The sequence below is a fragment of the Janthinobacterium sp. GW822-FHT07H11 genome (assembly GCF_058798615.1).
The window spans coordinates 5,878,278-5,899,847 of record NZ_CM179507.1; the positions used below are offsets into that span (position 1 = coordinate 5,878,278).

A 21,570-nucleotide genomic window follows, 5' to 3' on the forward strand; every position below is an offset into this window, starting at 1 on the left:
GGACGCGCCCTGATGACGCAGTGACTGCCCCCGCTCTCGGCACGTAAAAAAAGGCGGCGCATGCGCCGCCTCTCCTCCCTGTCAATTAAAACGTCTTGCTGAGCGTCAGCTGCAGCGCCGTCTTGCCCATGAACTTGCCGTTCACGGGAGAAGCGTAGGCCGACTTGTCCGCGTTCGTGCCGATCACGGCCAGCGCCCCCGAAACAAAGCCGAAATCGCGCGTCACGCCCACTTTCCAGTCCGTGTAGCTGGCCGCGTCATTGTTTTTCACCTTCTGGTGGCCCGCATGCAGGTTGCCGGTCCAGCCGTGCGTCAGGTCGATATTCGCGCCGATGTCCAGGTAGCCGCTATTCTTGCTGTTGACGATGCCGAACAGGTTCGAGACGGCGTGCGAATACTTGATATAGGCAGGGCCATACGACAGCTGGCCGTAGACTTCCTGCGTGTCGGCATTGGCCAGGCCGGCGACGTGCTTCAAGCCGTTGTCAGCGTACACATACGCCAGCACGCCGACGTCATAGCCGACATCGGTCGTCAGCTGGCCGCGCTTGCCCGCATACAGGTCCACTTCCACGTCGCCGCTGCCGCCCGCATCCTTGGTCCACTTGATGGTGGAAGCCCAGGCGCCCGCATACAGGCCGGTCGGATTGTTGACGTAGTCGACGCCGCCCTGCAGCGCGGGTTTCAAGCGCGTCTGCGAAATGCCGCGGTAGCGGTAGTCGGACACGCCGGCCACATTGAAACTGACTTCATTGTCCGGCTTGGCCTCTTCCGCGTGGGCCAGGCTGCCCGTAAAGGCGGTCGCGACGGCAAGTGCAAGTAGCATTTTATTCATGGTTTTTTCTTCTTCATGGGTGGTATGGGCCTTTGCCAACATGGCGCAGCTGGCCCGCCGCTGCAAAATTTTGGGTAAAGCGTCCCCCTGGCGCGCGCGGCGCCTGTTTGCAAACGGGGGAAAATAAAGGTGTTAGAGCGGCAGCAGCAGCCGGTAGCCGACGGCCGTTTCCGTCAGCAGATACTGCGGCTGGGCCGGATCGGCTTCCAGCTTCTGGCGCAGATGCCCCATGTAGATGCGCAGGTAGTGGCCATTCTCGCTGTTCGACGGCCCCCACACTTCGCGCAGCAGTTGCGGATTGGTGACGACCCTGCCCGCATTCTTCACGAGTACCGACAGCAGGCGGAACTCCGTCGGCGTCATGTGCACCAGTTGCTTGTTGCGCGTCACCAGGCGGTCCTTCAAGTCGACGCGCACGTCGCCGAACTGCACCACGCCATCGTCGCTGGCCGTGGGCTGGCGCTGGCGGCGCAGGGTGGCGCGCACGCGGGCCAGCAGCTCGCCCACGCCAAACGGCTTGGTCAGGTAGTCGTCGGCGCCCGCGTCCAGCGCGCGTATCTTGTCCTGCTCGTCGACCCGCGCCGACAGCACGATGATGGGCACGGCCGACCATTTGCGGATGTCAGCGATGAAATCGATGCCATCGCCATCGGGCAAGCCCAGGTCCAGCACGATCAGGTCGGGCCTTCGCGTGCCGGCGTCGATCAAGCCCCGCTGCATGGTGGCGGACTCGAAAATCTGCCAGCCCTCCTCTTCCAGCGCGGAGCGCACGAAACGGCGGATTTGCGGTTCATCCTCGACCAGCAGGGCCGTGGCGGAAGGTTCATTCATGATGGTTTTCCTGTGTCATTTACGTTGGCGTCGTCCAGCTCCGCTTCCGGCAAGGCTGGCGGCGTACCCAGGGGCAGGCTGAAGACGATGGCAGCGCCCTGTCCCGGCGCCTGCGGCTGTGCGTGGATGGTGCCGCCATGCGCTTCGACAATGGCGCGGCAGATGGCCAGCCCCAGGCCGACGCCCGGCTTGTTCGATTCGCGTTCGCCGCGCGTGAATTTTTCAAAGATGGCTTCTTCGCGGCCGGGCGGCAGGCCCGGACCATCATCGAATACCCTCACCTGCAGGAACTGGCCGTGCACTCCGGCCGCGACGGTGATGGTGCTGCCGGGCGGCGTATACTTGGCCGCGTTTTCCAGCAGGTTGCACAGCACGCGCTCGATCAGCACGGCGTCGTAGCGCACCAGCGGCAGCTCCGGCGCCAGCTGCGTCTGCACGCGATGGGCCTGCAATTGCGGGCCGCTGGCGCGCAGCGCGCTGCCCACCACCTCTTCCAGCGCCTGCCACTGCAGGTTCAGGCGCACCTGGCCGCTCTCGATGCGCGCCATGTCCAGCAGGTTCGCCACCAGGGCGCTCATGCGCACGGTTTCGGACTGCAGCGCGCGCGCCATGTCCAGCTGTGCGGGCGACAGCGCAGGCCTGGACAGGGCCAGCGATTCCGCCAGGCCCACCAGCGATGTCAATGGCGTGCGCAAGTCGTGCGACAGGGCGGCCAGCAGCGAATTGCGCAGCCGTTCGGATTCCATCTGCACCAGCGCACCCTGGGCCACGTCGATGTAGTGCACGCGCTCGAGCGCGATGGCCGCCAGCGCGGCAAAGGTATCGAGGTGCTGGCGCTGTTCCGGCACCAGCAGCCAGCGTCCATGCGTTGGCGCCTCCAGCGGCAGCAGCGCCAGCAAGCCGCGCGTACGCATGGGCGCGATCAGCGGCAGGTAGAAAATGTTCGAGCCGGGCAGGGTATCGGTGCCCGTGCCGGCCGCCTGGGCGTGGTCGAAAGCCCACTGCGCGATTCCCATGTCCAGCTGCTCCGCCTCCATGGCCGCACCTTGCTGCGTCTGCAGGCGGCCTTCATCATCGGGCAAGAGCAAGGTGGCGCGCGCGCGGAAAGCCCGTTCGATGGCGTTTTTCGTGATATCGAAAATCTGCTCGGTCTGCAGCACGCCGGACAATTCACGGGAAAATTCGTACAGGGCGCGGGCGCGCGCCTCGCGGTGCGACGCTACCCGCGCCTGGAAGCGCAGGCCTGCCGTCAGGTGTCCCGTGATCAGGCCGACGGCCAGCATCACGCCAAAGGTGATCACATACTGGAAGTCGCCCACGGCAAAGGAAAAGCGCGGCGGCACGAAGACGAAATCGAAGCAGGCCACGCCCACCAGGCTGGCCAGCGCCGCCGGCCCCCGCCCCAGGCGCACGGCCACCAGCACCACCGTCAGCAGCGACAGCATGGCGATATTCGCCAGGTCCAGGTAAGGCTGCAACGGTACCGACGCCAGGGCCGTGGCCAGGCTGGCACCGGCAGCCGACAGGTAGCGCCAGTGGCGTGATGGCCTGCGCGGCGCCTCCGCGTCTTCGCCGGCAGCGCGCCGGGGCGCCGCATCGGCTGGCGGCAAGCCCACCTCGATCAAATCGATATCGGGCGCCAGGCTGGCCATGCGCGCGGCCGGCGGCGCATGCCACAGGCGCGCCAGCGGACCGCCAAGGCCACGGCCGACGATGACCTTCGAGATATTCCCATTGCGCGCATACTCGACCACGGCGGCGGCGATGTCGGCGGATGGCACGATGGCCGTGCGCGCGCCCAGGTCCTGCGCCAGTTTCAGGGTTTTCAGGATGCGCTCGCGCTCGTGCGCCGGCAGGCGCTGCAGGCGCGGCGTTTCGACGTACAGCGCGTGCCATTCGGCGTTCAGCTGGCTGGCCAGGCGCGCCGTGCTGCGGATGACATGTTCACCGCCCGCGCGCGGCCCCACGCAGGCCAGCAGCGCGGCGCCCGTCTTCCACACGGGATTGATGGATTTTTCGACGCGGTAGGCCTGGACGTCGTCCTGCACCCGGTCCGCCGTGCGGCGCAAGGCCAGTTCGCGCAGGGCGATCAGGTTGCCCTTGCGGAAAAAGTGCTGCGATGCGCGTTCGGCCTGCTGCGGCTGGTACACCTTGCCCAGCTTCAGGCGGCGCAGCAATTCGTCGGCGGGAATATCGACCAGCACCACTTCGTCGGCGCCGTCGAACACCGTGTCGGGCAAGGTTTCGGCCACGCGCACGCCCGTGATGCCGCCTACCACGTCGTTCAGGCTTTCCAGGTGCTGCACATTCACGGTCGACAGCACGTCGATGCCGGCCGCCAGCAATTCCTCGACATCCTGCCAGCGCTTCGGATGGCGCGAACCGGGCACGTTCGAATGCGCCAGTTCATCCATCAGTATCAGGGACGGCGCGCGCCGCAGCGCCTCGTCCAGGTCGAACTCGAACAGGGTCTTGCCACGGTACTCGACCGCCTTGCGGGCCAGCAGCGGCAGGCCGTCCAGCAGCGCGGCCGTATCCTGGCGTCCATGCGTCTCCACCACGCCCACCAGCAAGTCCTGGCCATCGGCCAGCAATTTGCGGGCGGCCGCCAGCATCGCATAGGTCTTGCCGACGCCGGCCGAGGCGCCAAAGTAAATGCGCAGCCGACCGCGCGCGGCTTTCTTTTCCTGTGCCTGCACTTGCGCCAGCAGGGCATCAGGGTCGGGGCGTTGGCTGTCGTTGGGGAGCATGTTGTATTTTAATCTTCTTGCGTAATGCTATCTTGTTATTTTGCCGTGGCGTCAAGCGGCGACGTAAGCACGTAGGTCGGATTAGCGCTTGCGCGTAATCCGACGACATTGTTGGCCTGGCTGGTGGTGGTGTCGGCTTACGCTGCGCTAAGCCGACCTACGCCAACCTACGCCGATCCAGGCCAACGTTTGCCCACCTGCGCATCGTTGCCAGCTTACTTTGCCATGGCATCCAACGCCAGATTCAGTTCCAGCACATTCACGCGCGGTTCGCCAAAAAAGCCGATGTACGCGGTTTTCTGCACCTTGGCGATGGCGTTTTCCACCTGCGCCAGCGGCACGGCGCGCACGCGCGCCACGCGCGGCGCCTGGTACAGGGCGGCCGCCAGGCTGATTTCCGGGTCCAGGCCGCTGCTCGACGCCGTCACCAGGTCGACGGGGATGGCGCGCGTGTTGCCGGGATCGACTTCCTTCAGGGCGGCGATGCGCGCCTTGACGGCGTCCACCAGGGCCGGATTGGTCGGTCCCAGGTTCGAACCGCCCGAACCGGCGCCGTTATTCGCCATCGGCGCCGTGGCCGATGGACGGCCCCAGAAATACTTGGGCGAGGTGAAGGACTGGCCGATCAGGGTCGAGCCGACGGGCTTGCCATCACGCTCGACGATGCTGCCGTTGACTTCATCGCTGAAGGCCAGCTGGCCGATGCCGGCCGTGGCAAACGGATAGACGACGCCGCAGATCACGGTCAGTGCGGCAAACAGGACCAGGGCGGGACGTACGATAGTGCTCATGATGGTTCCTTTAGACGAGATTGAGGGCAGACAGCAGCATGTCGATCAGCTTGATCCCGATGAAGGGCAAAATAATCCCGCCCAGGCCGTAGATCAGCAGGTTGCGGCGCAACAGGCTGGCCGCGCCGATGGCCCGGTACTGCACGCCTTTCAGCGCCAGCGGAATCAGCACGACAATGATCAAGGCATTGAAGATCACGGCCGACATGATGGCCGAGGCGGGACTCGCCAAATGCATGATGTCGAGCGCCTTCAACTGCGGATAGGTGCCCACGAAAGCGGCCGGGATGATGGCGAAGTACTTGGCGATGTCGTTCGAGATCGAGAACGTCGTCAGCGAGCCGCGCGTCATCAGCATCTGCTTGCCGATTTCGACGATTTCCAGCAGCTTGGTCGGGTTCGAATCGAGATCGACCATATTGCCCGCCTCCTTTGCCGCCTGCGTGCCCGAGTTCATGGCCACGGCCACATCGGCCTGGGCCAGCGCGGGCGCATCGTTGGTGCCGTCGCCCGTCATCGCCACCAGGCGGCCTTCGGCCTGGTAGCTGCGGATGAGTTTCAGCTTGTCTTCCGGCGTCGCTTCGGCGAGGAAATCATCGACGCCCGCTTCTGCGGCAATCGCCGCCGCAGTCAGCTTGTTGTCACCCGTGATCATGACCGTCTTGATGCCCATGCGGCGCAATTCCGCGAAGCGCTCCTTGATGCCGCCCTTGACGATATCCTTCAGTTCCACGGCACCCATGATGCGGCCGTCGTCGACCACCACCAGCGGCGTGCTGCCGCGGCGGGCGATATCGTCGACGGCGCGCGCCACCTCGTCCGGATACGGCTGGCCCAGCGCTTCCACGTATTTCTTCATGGAGTCGGCCGCGCCCTTGCGCAGCTGGCGCACATGCTCCCCGGCGGGGATATCCACGCCGCTCATGCGCGTCTGCGCCGTGAACGGGACAAACGTGGCATGCAGGCTGGCCATCTCGCGTTCGCGGATATTGAACTTCTGCTTGGCCAGCACGACGATGCTGCGCCCTTCCGGCGTTTCATCGGCCAGCGAGGCCAGTTGCGCCGCGTCGGCCAGCTGCTGTTCCGTCACGCCGGGCGCCGGCACGAAGCTTGACGCCTGGCGGTTACCCAGGGTGATGGTGCCCGTTTTATCGAGCAGCAGCACGTCCACGTCGCCGGCAGCTTCCACGGCGCGGCCCGAGGTGGCGATCACATTGGCCTGCATCATGCGGCTCATGCCAGCCACGCCGATGGCGGACAGCAAACCGCCGATGGTGGTCGGGATCAGGCATACGAGCAGCGCGATCAGTACCGTGATGCTGACGGGAGTGCCGCTGCCGGCCGCCGCCACGGAAAACAGCGAGTACGGCAGCAATGTCACGGTGACGATCAGGAAGACGATGGACAGGGCGACCAATAAAATCGTCAGGGCGATCTCGTTCGGCGTCTTCTGGCGCTTGGCGCCTTCGACCATGGCGATCATGCGGTCGATGAAGGCTTCGCCGGGATTGACGGACACGCGCACCAGCAGCCAGTCCGACAGCACGCGGGTGCCGCCCGTGACGGCGGAAAAGTCGCCGCCCGATTCGCGGATGACGGGCGCCGATTCGCCCGTGATGGCGCTTTCGTCGACGGATGCCACGCCTGCCGTCACTTCGCCGTCGGCGGGAATCACGTCGCCCGCCTCGACCAGCACCGTCATGCCCTTGCGCAGGTCGGTGGCAGGCGTGGGCAGCCAGGAAGTGCCGTATTTCGGCGTCTGCATTTTTTTTGCCATCACCGTCTGCTTCAAGGCGCGCAGGGAGGCCGCCTGGGCCTTGCTGCGGCCTTCGGCCAGCGCTTCGGCGAAGTTCGCAAACAGCACGGTAAACCACAGCCACACGGCGACGGCGACGATGAAACCGAACGGCGCCTCGCCCTGGCCATTCAGGGCCTGGATGGCGAGCAAGGTCGTGATGATGCTGCCCACATAAACGACGAACATCACGGGGCTGCGCCACTGCGTGCGGGGGTCGAGTTTTTTGAACGCATCGACGATGGCGGGGCCAATCAGTGCGGAATCGAACAAAGTCAGGCTTGTGCGTGACATGGTAGCCTCTTATTTGATGAAAAGTTGCAGGTGTTCGACGATCGGGCCCAGGGCCAGCGCGGGAACGTAATTAAGCACGCCGACGAGCACGACGACACCGATCAGCAAGCCGATGAACATGGGACCGTGCGTAGGCATGGTGCCGGCATTGGCCGACAGGCGCTGCTTGCCGGCGAGCGAGCCGGCCACCGCCAGCACGGGAACGATCACGCCGAAACGGCCGAACCACATGGCGATCGCCAGCATCACGTTATAGAACGGGGTGTTGGCGGACAGGCCGGCAAACGCGCTGCCGTTGTTGTTGGCCGCCGACGTGAAGGCGTACAGGATCTCCGAGAAACCGTGCGCACCCGGATTGGCCACGCCGATCTTGCCCGGTTCCACCATCACGGCGATCGCCGTACCCGTCAATACAAGGGCTGGCGTAATCAGGATGGCCAGCGACACCATCTTCATTTCATAGGCCTGGATTTTCTTGCCCAGGTATTCAGGCGTGCGGCCTATCATCAGGCCGGCAATGAAGACAGCCAGGATGGCGAACATCAGCATGCCATACAGGCCCGTGCCCACGCCGCCGAACACCACTTCGCCGAATTGCATCAGCAGCAGCGGCACCATGCCGCCCAGGGGCATGTAGGAATCGTGCATGGAGTTGACGGCGCCGCACGATGCGGCCGTCGTCACCGCCGCGAACAGGGTCGAGGAGCTGATGCCGAAGCGCGTTTCCTTGCCTTCCATATTGCCGCCCGATTGCAGGCTGCTGGCCTGCTGGTCCACGCCCAGCGCTTGCAAGGCGGGATTGGCTTGCTGCTCGGCGCTCATCACGCCGGCCGTCATGACGACAAAGATCAGGGTCATCGCGGCCAGCACGGCCCAGCCCTGGCGCAGGTCGCCCACCATGCGGCCAAAGGTGAAGCACAGGCCGGCGGGAATGATGAAGATGGCCAGCATCTGCAGGAAGTTCGACAGCACGGTCGGGTTTTCATACGGATGCGAGGAATTGGCATTGAAGAAACCGCCGCCATTCGTGCCCAGCAGCTTGATCGACTCCTGCGACGCGACGGGGCCCATGGCGATCGTCTGCGTCGTCGCCACTTGCGCTTCCATCACGGGTTTGCCGGCCGTATCCAGCACGGGCTGGCCGTCGGCCGTCATTTTCGGCGTTTCATACGCCACCTGGTCGAGCAGGGTCACTTCCTTGTAGGCGGAAAAATTCTGGATCATGCCTTCGCCCATGAAGACAACGGACAGGGCCAGCGCCAGCGGCAGCAGGATGTACAGCGTGGAGCGCACCAGGTCGACCCAGAAATTGCCGATCGACTTGCCCGAACGCGAGGCGAAACCGCGCACCAGGGCGAAGATCACGGCGATGCCGGTGGCCGCCGAAAAGAAGTTCTGGCAGGCCATGCCCAGCATCTGGGTCAGGTAGCTCATGGTCTGTTCGCCGCCGTAGCCCTGCCAGTTGGTATTGGCGACGAAGCTGACGGTGGTATTGAACGAGGAATCGGGGCTGACAGCGCCCAGGCCCTGGGGATTCAGGGGCAGGAAGCCCTGCAGGCGCTGCAGGCCGTAGACGAAGACGGCGCCCACGGTATTGAAGACGATCAGGGCGATGGCATAGCTTTTCCAGCCCATGGCCTTGTCGGCGGGAAGGCCGGACCAGCGGTACAGCAGGTTTTCCAGCTTTTGCAGCCATCCCAGGCCGCGCACGGGGCCATCGCCGGCCACCTTGGCCATGTACAGGCCCAGCGGATAGCCGGCGGCCAGCAGCACGGCCAGGAAAGCCACCAATAACAGTATCGATTGCGTCGTCATCACAGATCCTCCGCTTTCAGCAGCGCCACCAGCAGGTACACCAGCAGGCCAGCCGAGACGACGGCGCCCAGCACATAAAACGCGTTCATTTGACGCTCCCTAGTTTGTCGCAGGCGACGGCAAAGCCGGCTGCCACGACAAAAAAAACGGCAATCAAGCCGAGATACACGATATCCATTCCCACCCTCATTCAGGTTTGTTTTGATAGTGAGCAGATTAGCCAAAAGGGTCTAAAAAATTCGTAAAGACTGGGGAGGCGGCTGTAAACAAAATGTAAAAACACGGGCTTTACCGCATAAAATCGTCCACGCTCGGCGAGAATCGATGTGCTTTGGCGCACCGTTGTTGCCAAGGAGTAGCGCTATTGCCCGCCGATCAAGATAGAATGCGCGAGCGTCCGCACAAGGACGCCATGCCTGCCGCGCTGCCCTCCCCCAGTGACGCTGGACGGGATATACTGTATATTCGTACAGTTATCGCCGCCGCCTCCCTGCGCCGCGCAGTGCTCCGGCCTGGCGTTCCAACCACTGTCTTTACTTAGCTTGAACACGTATGGCCACTAAAAAACCAGCATCCGACTACAGCGAATCATCCATCCGTGTCCTGAAGGGACTGGAACCCGTCAAGCAGCGCCCGGGGATGTACACCCGCACTGAAAATCCGCTGCACATCATCCAGGAAGTGATCGACAATGCCTCCGACGAGGCGCTGGGCGGTCATTGCACGCATATCGCCGTCACGCAAAACACGGACGGCAGCATCACCGTCGAAGACAACGGCCGCGGCATTCCCGTCGGCCTGCACCCGGAAGAAGGCGTGCCGACGGTGGAAATCGTGTTTACAAGGCTGCACGCGGGCGGCAAGTTCGACAAGGGATCGGGCGGCGCCTACGCGTTCTCGGGCGGCCTGCACGGCGTCGGCGTATCCGTCACCAATGCGCTGTCATCGCGCCTGGAAATCACCGTCTGGCGCAAGGAAAGCGACGGCAACGGCCTGCATCACATGGTATTTGCCGATGGCGACGTGATCGAGCCACTGCATTCCCGCCCCGCCCCGCGCGACGGCAAGAAATCCGGCACGCGCGTGACGGCCTGGCCCAATGCCAAGTATTTTGATTCGCCCAATATCTCGCAGCCAGAGCTGCAACGCCTGCTGCGCTCTAAGGCGGTGCTGCTGCCGGGCGTGACTGTCACCCTGACCAACGCGAAAACCGGCGATACGCAAACCTGGCTGTACGCGGAAGGCTTGCGCGGCTACCTGACCGAATCGCTGGCGCAGGTATCGAATGGCGAAACCCTGATTCCCCTGTTCGAAGGCGCGCAATACGCGGGGCCGGACTCGGAAGGCTTTGCCGAAGGCGAAGGCGCAGCCTGGGTGGTGGCATGGACGGAAGAAGGCGCCATCGTGCGCGAATCGTATGTCAACCTGATTCCCACCTCGAATGGCGGCACGCACGAATCGGGCTTGCGCGACGGCCTGTTCGGCGCCGTGAAGAACTTCGTCGAAATGCACTCGCTGCTGCCAAAAGGCGTGAAACTGCTGCCGGAGGACGTGTTTGCGCGCGCCTCCTTCGTGCTGTCGGCCAAGGTGCTGGACCCGCAATTCCAGGGCCAGATCAAGGAACGCCTCAATTCACGCGACGCCGTGCGCCTGGTCTCGACCTTCACCAAGCCGCCGCTGGAACTGTGGCTGAACCAGCACGTCGACTATGGCAAAAAGCTGGCCGAGCTGGTGATCAAGCAGGCGCAGTCGCGCCAGCGCTCGCTGCAAAAAGTGGAAAAGAAAAAATCCTCGGGCGTGGCCGTGTTGCCGGGCAAGCTGACCGACTGCGAATCGTCGGACATCACGCGCAATGAACTGTTCCTCGTCGAGGGCGACTCGGCGGGCGGTTCGGCCAAGATGGGCCGCGACAAGGAATTCCAGGCGATCCTGCCCCTGCGCGGCAAGGTCCTGAACTCGTGGGAGACGGACCGCGACCGCCTGTTCGCCAATAACGAGATCCACGACATCGCGGTGGCCATCGGCGTCGATCCGCACAGCGTGGGCGATTCGCCCGACCTGTCGGGCCTGCGCTACGGCAAGATCTGCATCCTGTCGGACGCCGACGTGGACGGCTCGCACATCCAGGTACTGCTGCTCACGCTGTTCTTCAAGCACTTCCCGGCCCTGATTTCGCGCGGCCATATCTGCATCGCCCGCCCGCCGTTGTACCGCGTGGATGCGCCGGCGCGCGGCAAGAAGCCGATCCAGAAAATCTATGCGCTCGACGACGGCGAACTGGTCGCCATCGAGGACAAGCTGCGCAAGGAAGGCGTGAAACAGGGCGCCTGGTCGATCTCGCGCTTCAAGGGCCTGGGCGAGATGAACGCCGAGCAGCTGTGGGAAACGACGATGAATCCGGACACGCGCCGCCTGCTGCCGGTGACCCTGGGCGAAATCGATCACATGGCATCGGCCGCGCGCTTCAACATGTTGATGGGTAAAGGCGAAGCGGCCGGACGCCGCGCCTGGATCGAGGAACACGGCAATGAGGCGGAGGCGGATATCTGATGATCATCGGTATCGACCTGGGCACCACCAACAGCCTGGTCGCCATCTGGCGCGACGGCAAGGCGTCCATCATCCCGAATGCGCTCGGTGAACACCTGACGCCGTCGTGCGTCAGCATCGACGACGACGGCAGCGTGCTGGTGGGCCGCGCCGCGCGCGAGCGCCTGCAGACGCATCCGCAGCTGACGGCGGCCGTCTTCAAGCGCTACATGGGCAGCGAAAAGAAGATCACCCTCGGCATGCAGCAATTCCGCCCGGAAGAACTGTCGTCGATGGTGCTGCGCGCGCTGAAGGAAGATGCCGAAGCCTTTTTGGGCCACAAGGTCGAGGAAGCCATCATCACCGTGCCCGCGTATTTCAGCGATGCGCAGCGCAAGGCCACGCGCATTGCCGGCCAGCTGGCGGGCTTGCGCGTGGAGCGCCTGCTGAACGAGCCGACGGCCGCCGCGCTGGCCTACGGCATCCGCGACAAGGAACAGGAAAGCAAATTCCTCGTCTTCGACCTGGGCGGCGGCACCTTCGACGTGTCGATCCTGGAGCTGTTCGAGGGCGTGATGGAAGTGCGCGCCTCGGCCGGCGACAATTTTTTGGGCGGCGAAGACTTCGTCACCGTGCTGGTCGACGCTTTCATGGAAGGCAGCGGCCTGCGCGACGCCGTCGGCAGCCGCCTGCTCGACCCGCGCCAGCAGCAGCTGCTGCGCGACGAAGCCGAGCGCGTCAAGCGATTGCTGTCGGACCAGCCGTCCGTGCACATGGCCACGCGCTACCAGGACAAGGAATACAGCTGGGAGATCGGCGAAGACAAACTGGCGCAGCTGTGCGAACCGCTGCTGGCCCGTTTGCGCCTGCCCGTGGAACGCGCGCTGCGCGACGCCACCATCCGCGCCGCGGAACTCGATGAAGTGGTGCTGGCTGGCGGTGCCACGCGCATGCCGCTGGTGCGTAAACTCGTCTCGCGCATGTTCGGCCGCTTCCCCGCCATCCACCTGGACCCGGACGAAGCCGTGGCGCTGGGCGCCGCCGTGCAGGCGGGCCTGAAGATGCGCGACGCGGCCCTCGACGAAGTGGTCATGACGGACGTGGCGCCGTATTCGCTGGGCATTTCGATTTCGCGCCAGGTCGGCGCAAACCAGTATGAGGGCGGGCACTACCTGCCCATCATCGAGCGCAATTCCGTGGTGCCCGTCTCGCGCACGGAAAACATCACCACCATCTACGACAACCAGAAGGAAATCAACGTGGCGATCTTCCAGGGCGAGTCGCGCCTGGTGGCCGACAACGTCTTCCTCGGCAAGATCAGCTTCCCGATTCCCGCCAAAAAGGCGGGCGAGATCGGCATCGACGTGCGCTTCACCTATGACATCAGCGGCGTGCTGGAAGCCGAAGTGACGGTGCTGGCCACGCAGGAGCGCCACAAGATGATCATCAGCGATAACGCCGGCGTGATGACGCCGGAGCAGATCGAGCAGCGTTTTGCGGAACTGGCCGACCTGAAGATCCACCCGCGCGAGCAGCTGGAAAACCGCACCCTCGTCACGCGCGCCGACCGGCTGTACGAGCAGTCGCTGGGTGACGTGCGCCAGTACCTGGCCGCGCATACGGCCAACTTCCAGGCCGCGCTGGAAACGCAGGACCCGAACACCATCCGCAAGGCACGCCTGGCGCTCGACGAGGTGCTGCGCCAGGTCGAGAGCGAAAGCTTCCTGTAGATGGACGGCGGCATGCACAACGGACAGCGCGGCCTGTGGCAGATCCTGGGCACGGAGCCGACGGGCGACGAACGCGCCCTCAAGCGCGCGTACGCGAAGCGCCTGAAGGCGACGCGTCCCGAAGACGATCCTGCCGCCTTCCAGGAGCTGCGCGAAGCGTACGAATACGCGCTGCGCCATGCGCACCTGTTTGCCGAGGAACTGCCGGAACCGCAAGCGGCCGAAGCCGAAGCGGCAGCGGCGGAAACGCCAGAAGCGCCCCCCATGGAACCGGCCGATCTGTGGGGCGTCATCGACGAGTCCGCGCAACACGCACCTGCGGAACTGTGGGGCGTCATCGCCCAGGAACCCGCAGCGCCGCCGGAACTATGGGGCGTGCTCGCCACCGATCCGGCGCAGGAAGCGGCCAATCTGTGGCTAGGCTGCCTGGCATGGATGCGGCACACGGATGCGGGCGACGCGCTGGCCCGCATGCTGCAGGACGACGCCATGCTCAATCTTGACGTGCGCGAGGAGTTCGAGCTGTGCGCGCTGCGCTATTGCGCCAGCGCCGGCTATGACCTGGCGCTGCGCCAGGCCCTGTTCGAGCAGCTGGGCTGGGACCACGATTTTTCCTACCTGGCGCGCAGCCATGCTGACCTGGTGCGCGCCGCCGTGCAGCGCTACCGGGCGGACCGCTCGTTCGCCCATTTCAGCGACAACCGCGACAGCTACCCCGGCCTGGACTGCATCATGTCGCAACAGCCACCCGGCGCCTACGCGCGCCAGCTGTTCGATGAAAAATTTACGCTGCAGCTGCGCGAGCTGCTGCACACGATACGCTGGCAGCACGGCGAGATGCTGGCCTACAAGCTCGATACGGACCTGTTCGAGCAGTGGGAGCAGGCCGTCCATGCCAAGCGCTACTTCAAGCAGACGGCACTCGCGTCGTGCGGCCTGGGTTTCGTGCTGCACTTCATGCTCGCGGGCGTGCTCGATGCGGCCGGCTTCACGCTCGGCGACACGGCCGCCTATGCCAGCCTGCTCGGTTTCCAGGCGCTCGCCTTTGCCCTGCTGGCCATGCATGCCTTGCGCTGGCCGGCGTCCCTGTTCGCGCGCCGGGACTCGCTGCAGGAAGCGCTGCAGGAGCGCCTGCCCGTGCTGTGGCAGCGGCCCGGCTTGCGGCAACTGGGCTGGATCGTCCCCTATCTGCTGCTGGCGTTAGTGCTGTTCCTGCCAGAACGCAGCGCCACCATGCACATCGTTAGCGCAGCCGGTTTGTGCGCGTCGGCCCTGCTCGCGTATGCCATGAATCGCAAGTTATTGCGCGGCATGCTGCTGCTCCTTGCCTTGGGCCTGTCGCTGTTCGCCGCCATGTTCATGAGCGGCAAAGGCCAGTCGGCGCTGGCCATCGGCGATGCCATGCCACTGATGTTTTGCCTGGCGGCGCTGGCCCTGCGCAGCGCCACCGGCCTGTATGGCGATTGCGGCTTCGCCGAGGCGCTCTTGCCCCGCCTGCGCGCGGCATGGCTGATCGGCTGTGCGGGCTTGCTGGCCTTGCTGTATGTGCAGCCGTTGCCGGCCGCCCTCGTCGGCGCCGCGCTGTATGCCTGGTCCTGCGCCGGCTTGCTGTTTTCCCCCAGCGATTTTAAATGGAAGACGATGTGGCCGCTGGTGCTGGTGCCGTCCCTTGCCAGCTTCGTGCTGGCCAGCCACGCGCCGGCCATCCGCGCCATGCCGATGATGGATAACAGCGTCGAGCTGGCCATGGCAGTGCTGTATCTGACCTTGCGCTACATGTATCTGGCGTACCGCACGTCCATCTCCAAACCCGGGCTGTCATAATCGGCTCCACGAATTCAACCGCAACCACTTAATACTGAAACAAGCGCCATGTCCACACAAACGAATTTATTTGACGATGCCCAGCCTGAGCCGACCCTGCCAGATGAACCGGTATTCGACGGCGAAGCGCTGACCCTGTCCACCTTCGCCGAGCGCGCCTATCTCGATTACGCCATCTCGGTGGTCAAGGGCCGCGCCCTGCCCGACGTGTGCGACGGCCAGAAGCCCGTGCAGCGCCGCATCCTGTATGCGATGAATGAGCTGGGCTTGAATTCCACGGCGAAGCCGCGCAAGTCGGCGGCCGTGGTCGGCGACGTGCTCGGTAAATTGCATCCGCACGGCGACCAGTCCGTGTACGACGCGCTGGTGCGCATGGCGCAGGATTTTTCCTTGCGCTACCCGCTGATCGATGGCCAGGGCAACTTCGGCTCGCGCGACGGCGACGGTGCCGCCGCGATGCGCTACACGGAAGCGCGCCTGACGCCGATCGCCAAGCTGCTGATGGATGAAATCGGCATGGGCACGGTGGATTTCCAGCCCAACTACGACGGTTCGACGGAAGAACCGAAGCTGCTGCCGGCGCGCCTGCCGATGGTGCTGCTGAACGGCGCCTCCGGCATCGCCGTGGGCCTGGCCACGGAAATTCCGTCGCACAACCTGACGGAAGTGGCGAAAGCGGCCGTGGCCATGATCCGCGACCCGAAAATCACGCACGCAGAACTGATGGCCATCATTCCCGGTCCGGACTTCCCCGGCGGCGGCCAGATCATCACGCCGCCATCGCAGATCGCCGACATGTACGCGAGCGGCCGTGGCAGCATGAAGGTACGCGCGCGCTGGAAGATCGAAGAGCTGGCGCGCGGCCAGTGGCAAGCCGTCGTGACGGAACTGCCGCCGGGTACCTCGTCGCAAAAGGTGCTCGAAGAAATCGAGGAACTGACGAATCCAAAGATCAAGCTGGGCAAGAAGGCGCTGTCGCCGGAACAGGTGGCCCTGAAGGCGCTGATCCTCAATTCGCTCGACACCATCCGCGACGAATCGGGACGCGCCGCGCCGGTGCGCCTGGTGTTCGAGCCGAAATCGAAGAACCAGGACCAGACGGAATTCATGCTGATGCTGCTGGCGCACACCTCGCTGGAGTCGTCGACCTCGATCAATCTGGTGATGATAGGCGGCGATGGCCGTCCGCGCCAGAAAGGGTTGGGCGACATCCTGCGCGAATGGATCGATTTCCGCTTCGAGACCGTGACCCGCCGCACCGGCTACAAGCTGGGCAAGGTCAAGGACCGCATCCACATCCTGGAAGGGCGTGAAGCGATCCTGCTCAATATCGACAAGGTAATCCACATCATCCGCAATTCGGATGAACCGAAATCGGCCCTGATCGAAGCCTTCAAACTGTCGGAGCGCCAGGCGGACGATATCCTGGAAATCCGCTTGCGCCAGCTGGCGCGCCTGGAAACGCTCAAGATCCAGCAGGAACTGGCCGAGCTGCGCAAGGAAGAAAAATCGCTGCAGGACCTGCTCGACAACCCGGGTTCCATGAAGCGCGCCATCATCCGCGAAATCGAAGCGGACGCCAAGCAGTTCGGCGACGCGCGCCGCACCCTGATCGAGGAAGCGCAAAAGGCCGTGGCGGAACAAAAAGTGGTCGATGAGCCAGTCACCGTCATCATTTCGGAAAAAGGCTGGGTGCGTGCGCGTACCGGCATCGGCCACGATGCGGCACAGTTCACGTTCAAGGCCGGCGACGCGCTGCATGGCGCCTTCGAATGCCGCACGGTCGACACCTTGTTAGGCTTCGGCAACAACGGCAAGATTTACTCGGTTCCCGTCTCCGCGCTGCCCAACGCGCGCGGCGATGGCGTGCCGATCACCACCTTGTGCGACCTGAGCGGCGGCACGCCCGGCAACGCCGTGCGCATCCTGCATTATTTCGCGGGCAATGGCGCCACCAGCCTGCTGCTGGCCACCAGTGCCGGCTATGGCTTTGTGGCAAAGGCGGGCGACATGGCCAGCCGTCTGAAAGGCGGCAAGGCCTTCATCACCCTGGACGACGGCGATGTGCCGCTCGAACCGAAGGTCATCCCGGATACGGCCAGCGCCGTGGCCTGCCTGACGGAGGGCGCGCGCCTGCTGGTATTTGGCCTGCTTGAAATGAAAACCCTGTCCAAGGGCGGTACGGGCGTCAAGCTGATCGAACTGGAAGGCAAGGACAAGCTGCTGGCCGTCCAGCCGATCAGCCAGCGCGGCGTGCTTGTTTCCGGCATCGGCCGGGCGGCGAAGCCGCAGGATGCCTCTCTCGGAGCAACCGCCCTGGCCGATCACATCGGCAAGCGCGCGAAGAAGGGCAAGCCGCTGGCGGCCAAGCTGAAACCGGTCTCGATGACAGCGATAGGCTGATAGCGGCACAGGCAACAAAAAGACAGGTTCGGAACTGAACCTGTCTTTTTTTTTCGCGTGTCGCCAGCCAAACGCCGTAGCAAGGCAGCGAGCAAAATAGTTTTGCACAATCGCCGCCCGCCTTCGTTATCCCTGCAGGCATGCCACCGGCATGCTCGTTAGAAGACAGGAGAACAGGCATGACAACAGACTTTACAGGCACCGTGCGATGCAGCGCCTGACCCCGGCAGAACGGCTGGTGGCGGCCATGGCCATGCAGGGATTGCCCTACAAAACCATCGCCCGGAAGCTCGACAAATCGCCCGCTACCGTGCGCAACCAGCTGCATGCGATTTACCAGAAACTGGGCGTGCCCAACCGCACTGCACTGGCCAGCACCTTGCGGTGCGAATAGGGAAGCGCCTTCTTTCGCTGACTTGCCGCCCCGCCCCCCTTTCGCTGCGCCCCGTTCCACGCTTGCGCCCGACTATTCGCCCGATCAGTGCCGCGCCAGCCTGAGGATGTCCGGTGCCGCCTCGATAATTTCAATCACGCCCTGCGGTGCCGCCGCCGTGCCGCCCAAGGCATAGCGGTTCATACCCAAAGGAACAAGCCTGGCTGCAGGTCCCGCGCGTGGCCGATCGTCGGGACCGGGCGCCATGGCCGTCACGCTGACAGCGCCACCCTCCATGCCATTGTCAGCCGCGGCGAAATCAAGCACGGCCCTTCCCTTGCGGCTGGGTGGAAAGGCAAATGATCGCGTGGGCCGGTACACCTCGATACCGTTGGCATCTTCCTCGAACGAGTGCGTCCAGCTCCCACTGGGCAATTCCATCTTCATGCCATGCATGCCCGATTCCTCCCTCAGAAGCACGATACCACGCCGCCCAGGCTTTCATAGCCGCTCACGGATGGAGACCAGGCCGTGCCGTTCCACGCCTTGTGGAACAGGGCGCCGTTCGTGCCCGTGACAAACACGTCGAGGCGATTCGCCGCCCAGGCCGTGGCACGCGGACGCGAAGTGCACACGCCGCCCAGGCTTTCAAAGCCCGTCAGCGATGGCGACCAGGCCGTGCCATTCCAGGCCTTGTGGTACAAGGCACTGTCCGTGCCGATGACGAACAGGTCGAGCCGGTCCGGCGCCCACGATACGGCTTCCACCTCGCCCACGCAAATACCGCCCAGGCGCTCGAAACCATCTGCCGACGGCCCCCATTTTGTGCCATCCCACCATTTGTGATACAGCGCGCCATCGGTGCCGGTGACAAAGACGTCCAGGCGGTTCGGCCCCCACGCCACAGCTTTCGGCGACGAGGTACAGATGCCGCCCAGGCGCTCATACCCTGTCAGGGACGGCCCCCATGCCACGCCATTCCACCACTTGTGATACAGCGCGTGATCGGTGCCGATGACGAAGATGTCGAGGCGGTTCGGCCCCCAGGCCACGGCCTCCGGTTGGCCCAGGCACAGACCGCCCATGGCTTCGTAGCCCGTCAGCGAGGGACCCCAGGCGGAACCATTCCACCATTTGTGATACAGGGCACGGTCGGTGCCGACGACAAATACGTCGAGGCGGTTCGGCCCCCAGGCCACGGCACGCGGGTCTCCCACGCACAGGCCGCCCATGGCTTCGTAGCCCGTCAGCGACGGCCCCCAGGCCGAGCCATTCCACCACTTGTGGAACAGGCCGCTGTCAGTGCCCGTAACAAACACATCGAGCCGGTTCGGCGCCCAGGATACGACTTGCGGCGCACTGGTAGCGATACCGCCCTGTCCTTCATAACCCGTGAGGGATGGCGCCCAGGCCGTGCCGTTCCAGGCCTTGTGGTAGAGCGCGCGGTCCGTGCCCAGCACGAAGACGTCGAGGCGGTTCGCGCCCCAGGCCACCACGGGAGAGGAACTCTGGCGCGGCGTGGCACCGCCTGCCGTGCCTGTGCCGATGCTGGCGCGCGGGCCATCGAGGCACGCCTGCATGCGCGCCACCTGGCCGGTGGTGAACATGAACATGGCCGGGTCGTCCACGTAATCCATGTAGTTCATGAACATGTCGCCATTCGGCCCGTTATTGCACGACACATGGGGAAATGAAGGCTGGCCCGTGTTCGGGCCACCCTGGTTCGGCGTGTCTGCCACGTTGTCCGTGCCGGAACAGCCGGTACCGTCGTCGCCCCATATATGGTTCAGGTTCAGCCAGTGACCGATTTCGTGCGTGGCCGTGCGGCCCAGGTGGAAGGGCGGCGCCGCCGTACCCGTGGTACCGAAAGCCGATTGCAGGATCACCACGCCGTCGGTGGCAGCCGGGCCGCCCGGAAACTGCGCGTAACCCAGCAGGCCCCCGCCCAGCTGGCACACCCATATATTGAGGTAGGTATCGGCCGGCCAGGCATTCATGCCGCCCGTCGCCTGCGACTTGACGGCATCGTCCGCACCGAACGAGGCCACCGTCGTCTGACGCCGCTCGATGCCACTGGTGGCCGCGCCATGCGGGTCGCGCGTAGCCAGCGCGAACTCCACGCGCGCATCGGCCGTCAGCGGCAGGAATGGCGCCGGCGTGCTGCCCACGTCGGTATTGGCGTGGCGGAAATCGCGGTTCAGCACGTCGATCTGGCTGGCGATCTGCGCATCCGAGATATTCTGCGCGGCCGTATTCCACACCACGTGCACCACCACCGGTATCTGCGTCACGCCGGAGCGCGCGGCGATGCCGCTGTCGCCTTCATACAGGCCGGCCAGGTTTTCGATATCGTCGCGCACGCGCGCATACGACGGGTCTTCGCTCAGCAGGCGGCGGTGCACGTCCATCGTGGCGCAGGTGCGCACCTGCGGCGTGGCGCCTTGTCCATCCCCGCCATTCCCGCCGCCGCCCATGCCGCCGCCATCCCCGCCACCACTGCCACCACTGCCACCACTGCCGGCGCCCATGCCGCCGCCATCGCCCACGTGCATGCAGCTGGCGCCAGCCATGCCCTGCGATGCCTCCTGCATGCCGCCGGACGGCATGTGTGCCGCGCCGCCTGCCGCCGCGGCATGGCTGGCGCCCTGGCCGGCCTGCTGGTCGGCATACGACATTCCCGGACGCTGCCCTGACATGGCGGAACCGGCGCCGCCGTCAGCCATCGCATCGCGCTCCGATGCGCCGATATCGCCCTCGACGGGCATGCTGTGCGTGACCGGCATGCCTTCGGCCGATCCCGTAGCCGGCATTCTTTGCGTTTTTGTGCTGCTCATGATGTCTCCCTCGTCTGTCCGCCAGCTCACTATGGCATGGCGCAAACGGGAGCACTTGAGGCATATCAAGGCTGACAAACGGCACAGAGAAAAAGCACGCGACGAAAAAAAAGACAGCCGAAGCTGTCTTTCTGGCTGCAGGCACAGGCCTGCAGGCACGCTGCGATAGCGTGGCTTCTTACTTGGCGGCGGCGGCCTTCACTTCAGCGTCGGCCTTGGCCTTCGCTTCCGCGGTCTTGGTGGCGGCGATGGCCTTGTCGGCATTCGCTTCCACTTTTTCCTTGGCGACCTTGGCGTCCGCTTTCACGGCAGCCTTGCCGGCCTTGGCATCGGCCTTGGCGTCGGTCTTGTCGGCCTTGGCTTCCGCTTTCATCTTGTCTTCGGCATCGGCCTTGACGACTTTGTCATGCGCCTTGGCCTTGGTTTTATTCGCCTTGTGATGGGCGTCGGCTTTCTTTTCGTCCGCTTTCATTTCCGCCTTGGCGACATTGGCGTCAGCCTTGGCATCGACCTTGGCTTCCGAAGCGGCGGCCTTGTTGACGTCTTTTTGCGCGGAAGCCTGGGCTTTCACGACAGCTTCCGTGGCCGGCGCCGTTTGAGCGAAGGCGGCGGTGGCAAACAGGGTGGCGATCAGTGCGGCGAGTAATTTGTTCATGATGAGACCTTTCAATATGGTTTAATTTTATTCTTACTAAAGGCGGGCAAAATGTTCAAAATTTGCCAGGCATCGCGCTGTTTCTTGATGTAGCGCAATGGCATGACTGCA

Annotated in this window: 15 protein-coding genes; 5 read left to right on the forward strand and 10 right to left on the reverse strand. The window is 64.3% G+C overall.

Going from position 1 to position 21,570, the window contains the following annotated elements:
- Positions 1 to 85: 85 nt before the first annotated feature.
- From AC3RCJ_RS25975 to kdpF, 7 genes are all read right to left on the reverse strand, one after another.
- A complete protein-coding gene (locus AC3RCJ_RS25975; protein WP_492957142.1) occupies positions 86 to 835 on the reverse strand; it encodes a TorF family putative porin in 750 nt (249 codons plus the stop codon).
- Between the two features lie 132 nt (positions 836 to 967).
- Positions 968 to 1,666: a two-component system response regulator KdpE gene (gene kdpE / locus AC3RCJ_RS25980; protein WP_492957143.1), complete on the reverse strand. Its 699-nt coding sequence runs from the start codon at positions 1,664 to 1,666 to the stop codon at positions 968 to 970.
- Complete coding sequence (locus tag AC3RCJ_RS25985) at positions 1,663 to 4,416, reverse strand: DUF4118 domain-containing protein (RefSeq protein WP_492957144.1); 2,754 nt, start codon at positions 4,414 to 4,416, stop codon at positions 1,663 to 1,665. Before AC3RCJ_RS25985 ends, kdpE begins: the two co-directional genes overlap by 4 nt.
- Positions 4,417 to 4,631: 215 nt before the next feature.
- Entirely contained in the window at positions 4,632 to 5,207 is a 576-nt protein-coding gene (kdpC, locus tag AC3RCJ_RS25990) for a potassium-transporting ATPase subunit KdpC (protein WP_492957145.1), read from the reverse strand.
- 10 nt (positions 5,208 to 5,217) lie between these two features.
- Positions 5,218 to 7,296, reverse strand: coding sequence for a potassium-transporting ATPase subunit KdpB (kdpB, locus tag AC3RCJ_RS25995; RefSeq protein WP_492957146.1), 2,079 nt, complete (start codon positions 7,294 to 7,296; stop codon positions 5,218 to 5,220).
- Positions 7,297 to 7,305: 9 nt separating this feature from the next.
- Positions 7,306 to 9,111: a potassium-transporting ATPase subunit KdpA gene (kdpA, locus tag AC3RCJ_RS26000; protein WP_492957147.1), complete on the reverse strand. Its 1,806-nt coding sequence runs from the start codon at positions 9,109 to 9,111 to the stop codon at positions 7,306 to 7,308.
- The gene (kdpF, locus tag AC3RCJ_RS26005; RefSeq protein WP_300751126.1) at positions 9,111 to 9,200 is read right to left on the reverse strand and encodes a K(+)-transporting ATPase subunit F; all 90 of its coding nucleotides are present in this window, start codon (positions 9,198 to 9,200) and stop codon (positions 9,111 to 9,113) included. The genes kdpA and kdpF overlap by 1 nt, the downstream gene beginning before the upstream one ends.
- A 463-nt stretch (positions 9,201 to 9,663) precedes the next feature.
- Between kdpF and AC3RCJ_RS26010 the strand changes: the two genes are divergently transcribed.
- From AC3RCJ_RS26010 to AC3RCJ_RS26030, 5 genes are all read left to right on the forward strand, one after another.
- Positions 9,664 to 11,661 (forward strand): DNA topoisomerase IV subunit B, encoded by a 1,998-nt coding sequence (locus tag AC3RCJ_RS26010; RefSeq protein WP_492957148.1) that lies wholly within the window; start codon positions 9,664 to 9,666, stop codon positions 11,659 to 11,661.
- Complete coding sequence (locus AC3RCJ_RS26015; RefSeq protein ID WP_492957149.1) at positions 11,661 to 13,370, forward strand: molecular chaperone HscC; 1,710 nt, start codon at positions 11,661 to 11,663, stop codon at positions 13,368 to 13,370. The genes AC3RCJ_RS26010 and AC3RCJ_RS26015 overlap by 1 nt, the downstream gene beginning before the upstream one ends.
- 12 nt (positions 13,371 to 13,382) lie before the next feature.
- Positions 13,383 to 15,194 carry a hypothetical protein gene (locus AC3RCJ_RS26020; RefSeq protein WP_492957150.1) on the forward strand — a complete coding sequence of 604 codons (1,812 nt, stop codon included), beginning with the start codon at positions 13,383 to 13,385 and terminating at the stop codon, positions 15,192 to 15,194.
- Positions 15,195 to 15,242: 48 nt separating this feature from the next.
- Positions 15,243 to 17,597: a DNA topoisomerase IV subunit A gene (gene parC, locus AC3RCJ_RS26025; RefSeq protein ID WP_492957151.1), complete on the forward strand. Its 2,355-nt coding sequence runs from the start codon at positions 15,243 to 15,245 to the stop codon at positions 17,595 to 17,597.
- A 208-nt stretch (positions 17,598 to 17,805) separates the two neighbouring features.
- The gene (locus AC3RCJ_RS26030) at positions 17,806 to 17,991 is read left to right on the forward strand and encodes a helix-turn-helix domain-containing protein (RefSeq protein WP_492957152.1); all 186 of its coding nucleotides are present in this window, start codon (positions 17,806 to 17,808) and stop codon (positions 17,989 to 17,991) included.
- A gap of 84 nt (positions 17,992 to 18,075) precedes the next feature.
- Here the strand turns inward: AC3RCJ_RS26030 and AC3RCJ_RS26035 are convergent, their stop codons facing one another.
- The 3 genes from AC3RCJ_RS26035 to AC3RCJ_RS26045 form a co-directional block, all read right to left on the reverse strand.
- Positions 18,076 to 18,426 (reverse strand): hypothetical protein, encoded by a 351-nt coding sequence (locus AC3RCJ_RS26035; protein ID WP_492957153.1) that lies wholly within the window; start codon positions 18,424 to 18,426, stop codon positions 18,076 to 18,078.
- Between the two features lie 14 nt (positions 18,427 to 18,440).
- On the reverse strand, positions 18,441 to 20,804 hold the full coding sequence (locus AC3RCJ_RS26040) for a DUF8189 domain-containing protein (RefSeq protein ID WP_492957154.1): 2,364 nt from the start codon (positions 20,802 to 20,804) through the stop codon (positions 18,441 to 18,443).
- A gap of 178 nt (positions 20,805 to 20,982) precedes the next feature.
- Entirely contained in the window at positions 20,983 to 21,459 is a 477-nt protein-coding gene (locus AC3RCJ_RS26045) for a hypothetical protein (protein WP_492957155.1), read from the reverse strand.
- Positions 21,460 to 21,570: the final 111 nt, after the last annotated feature.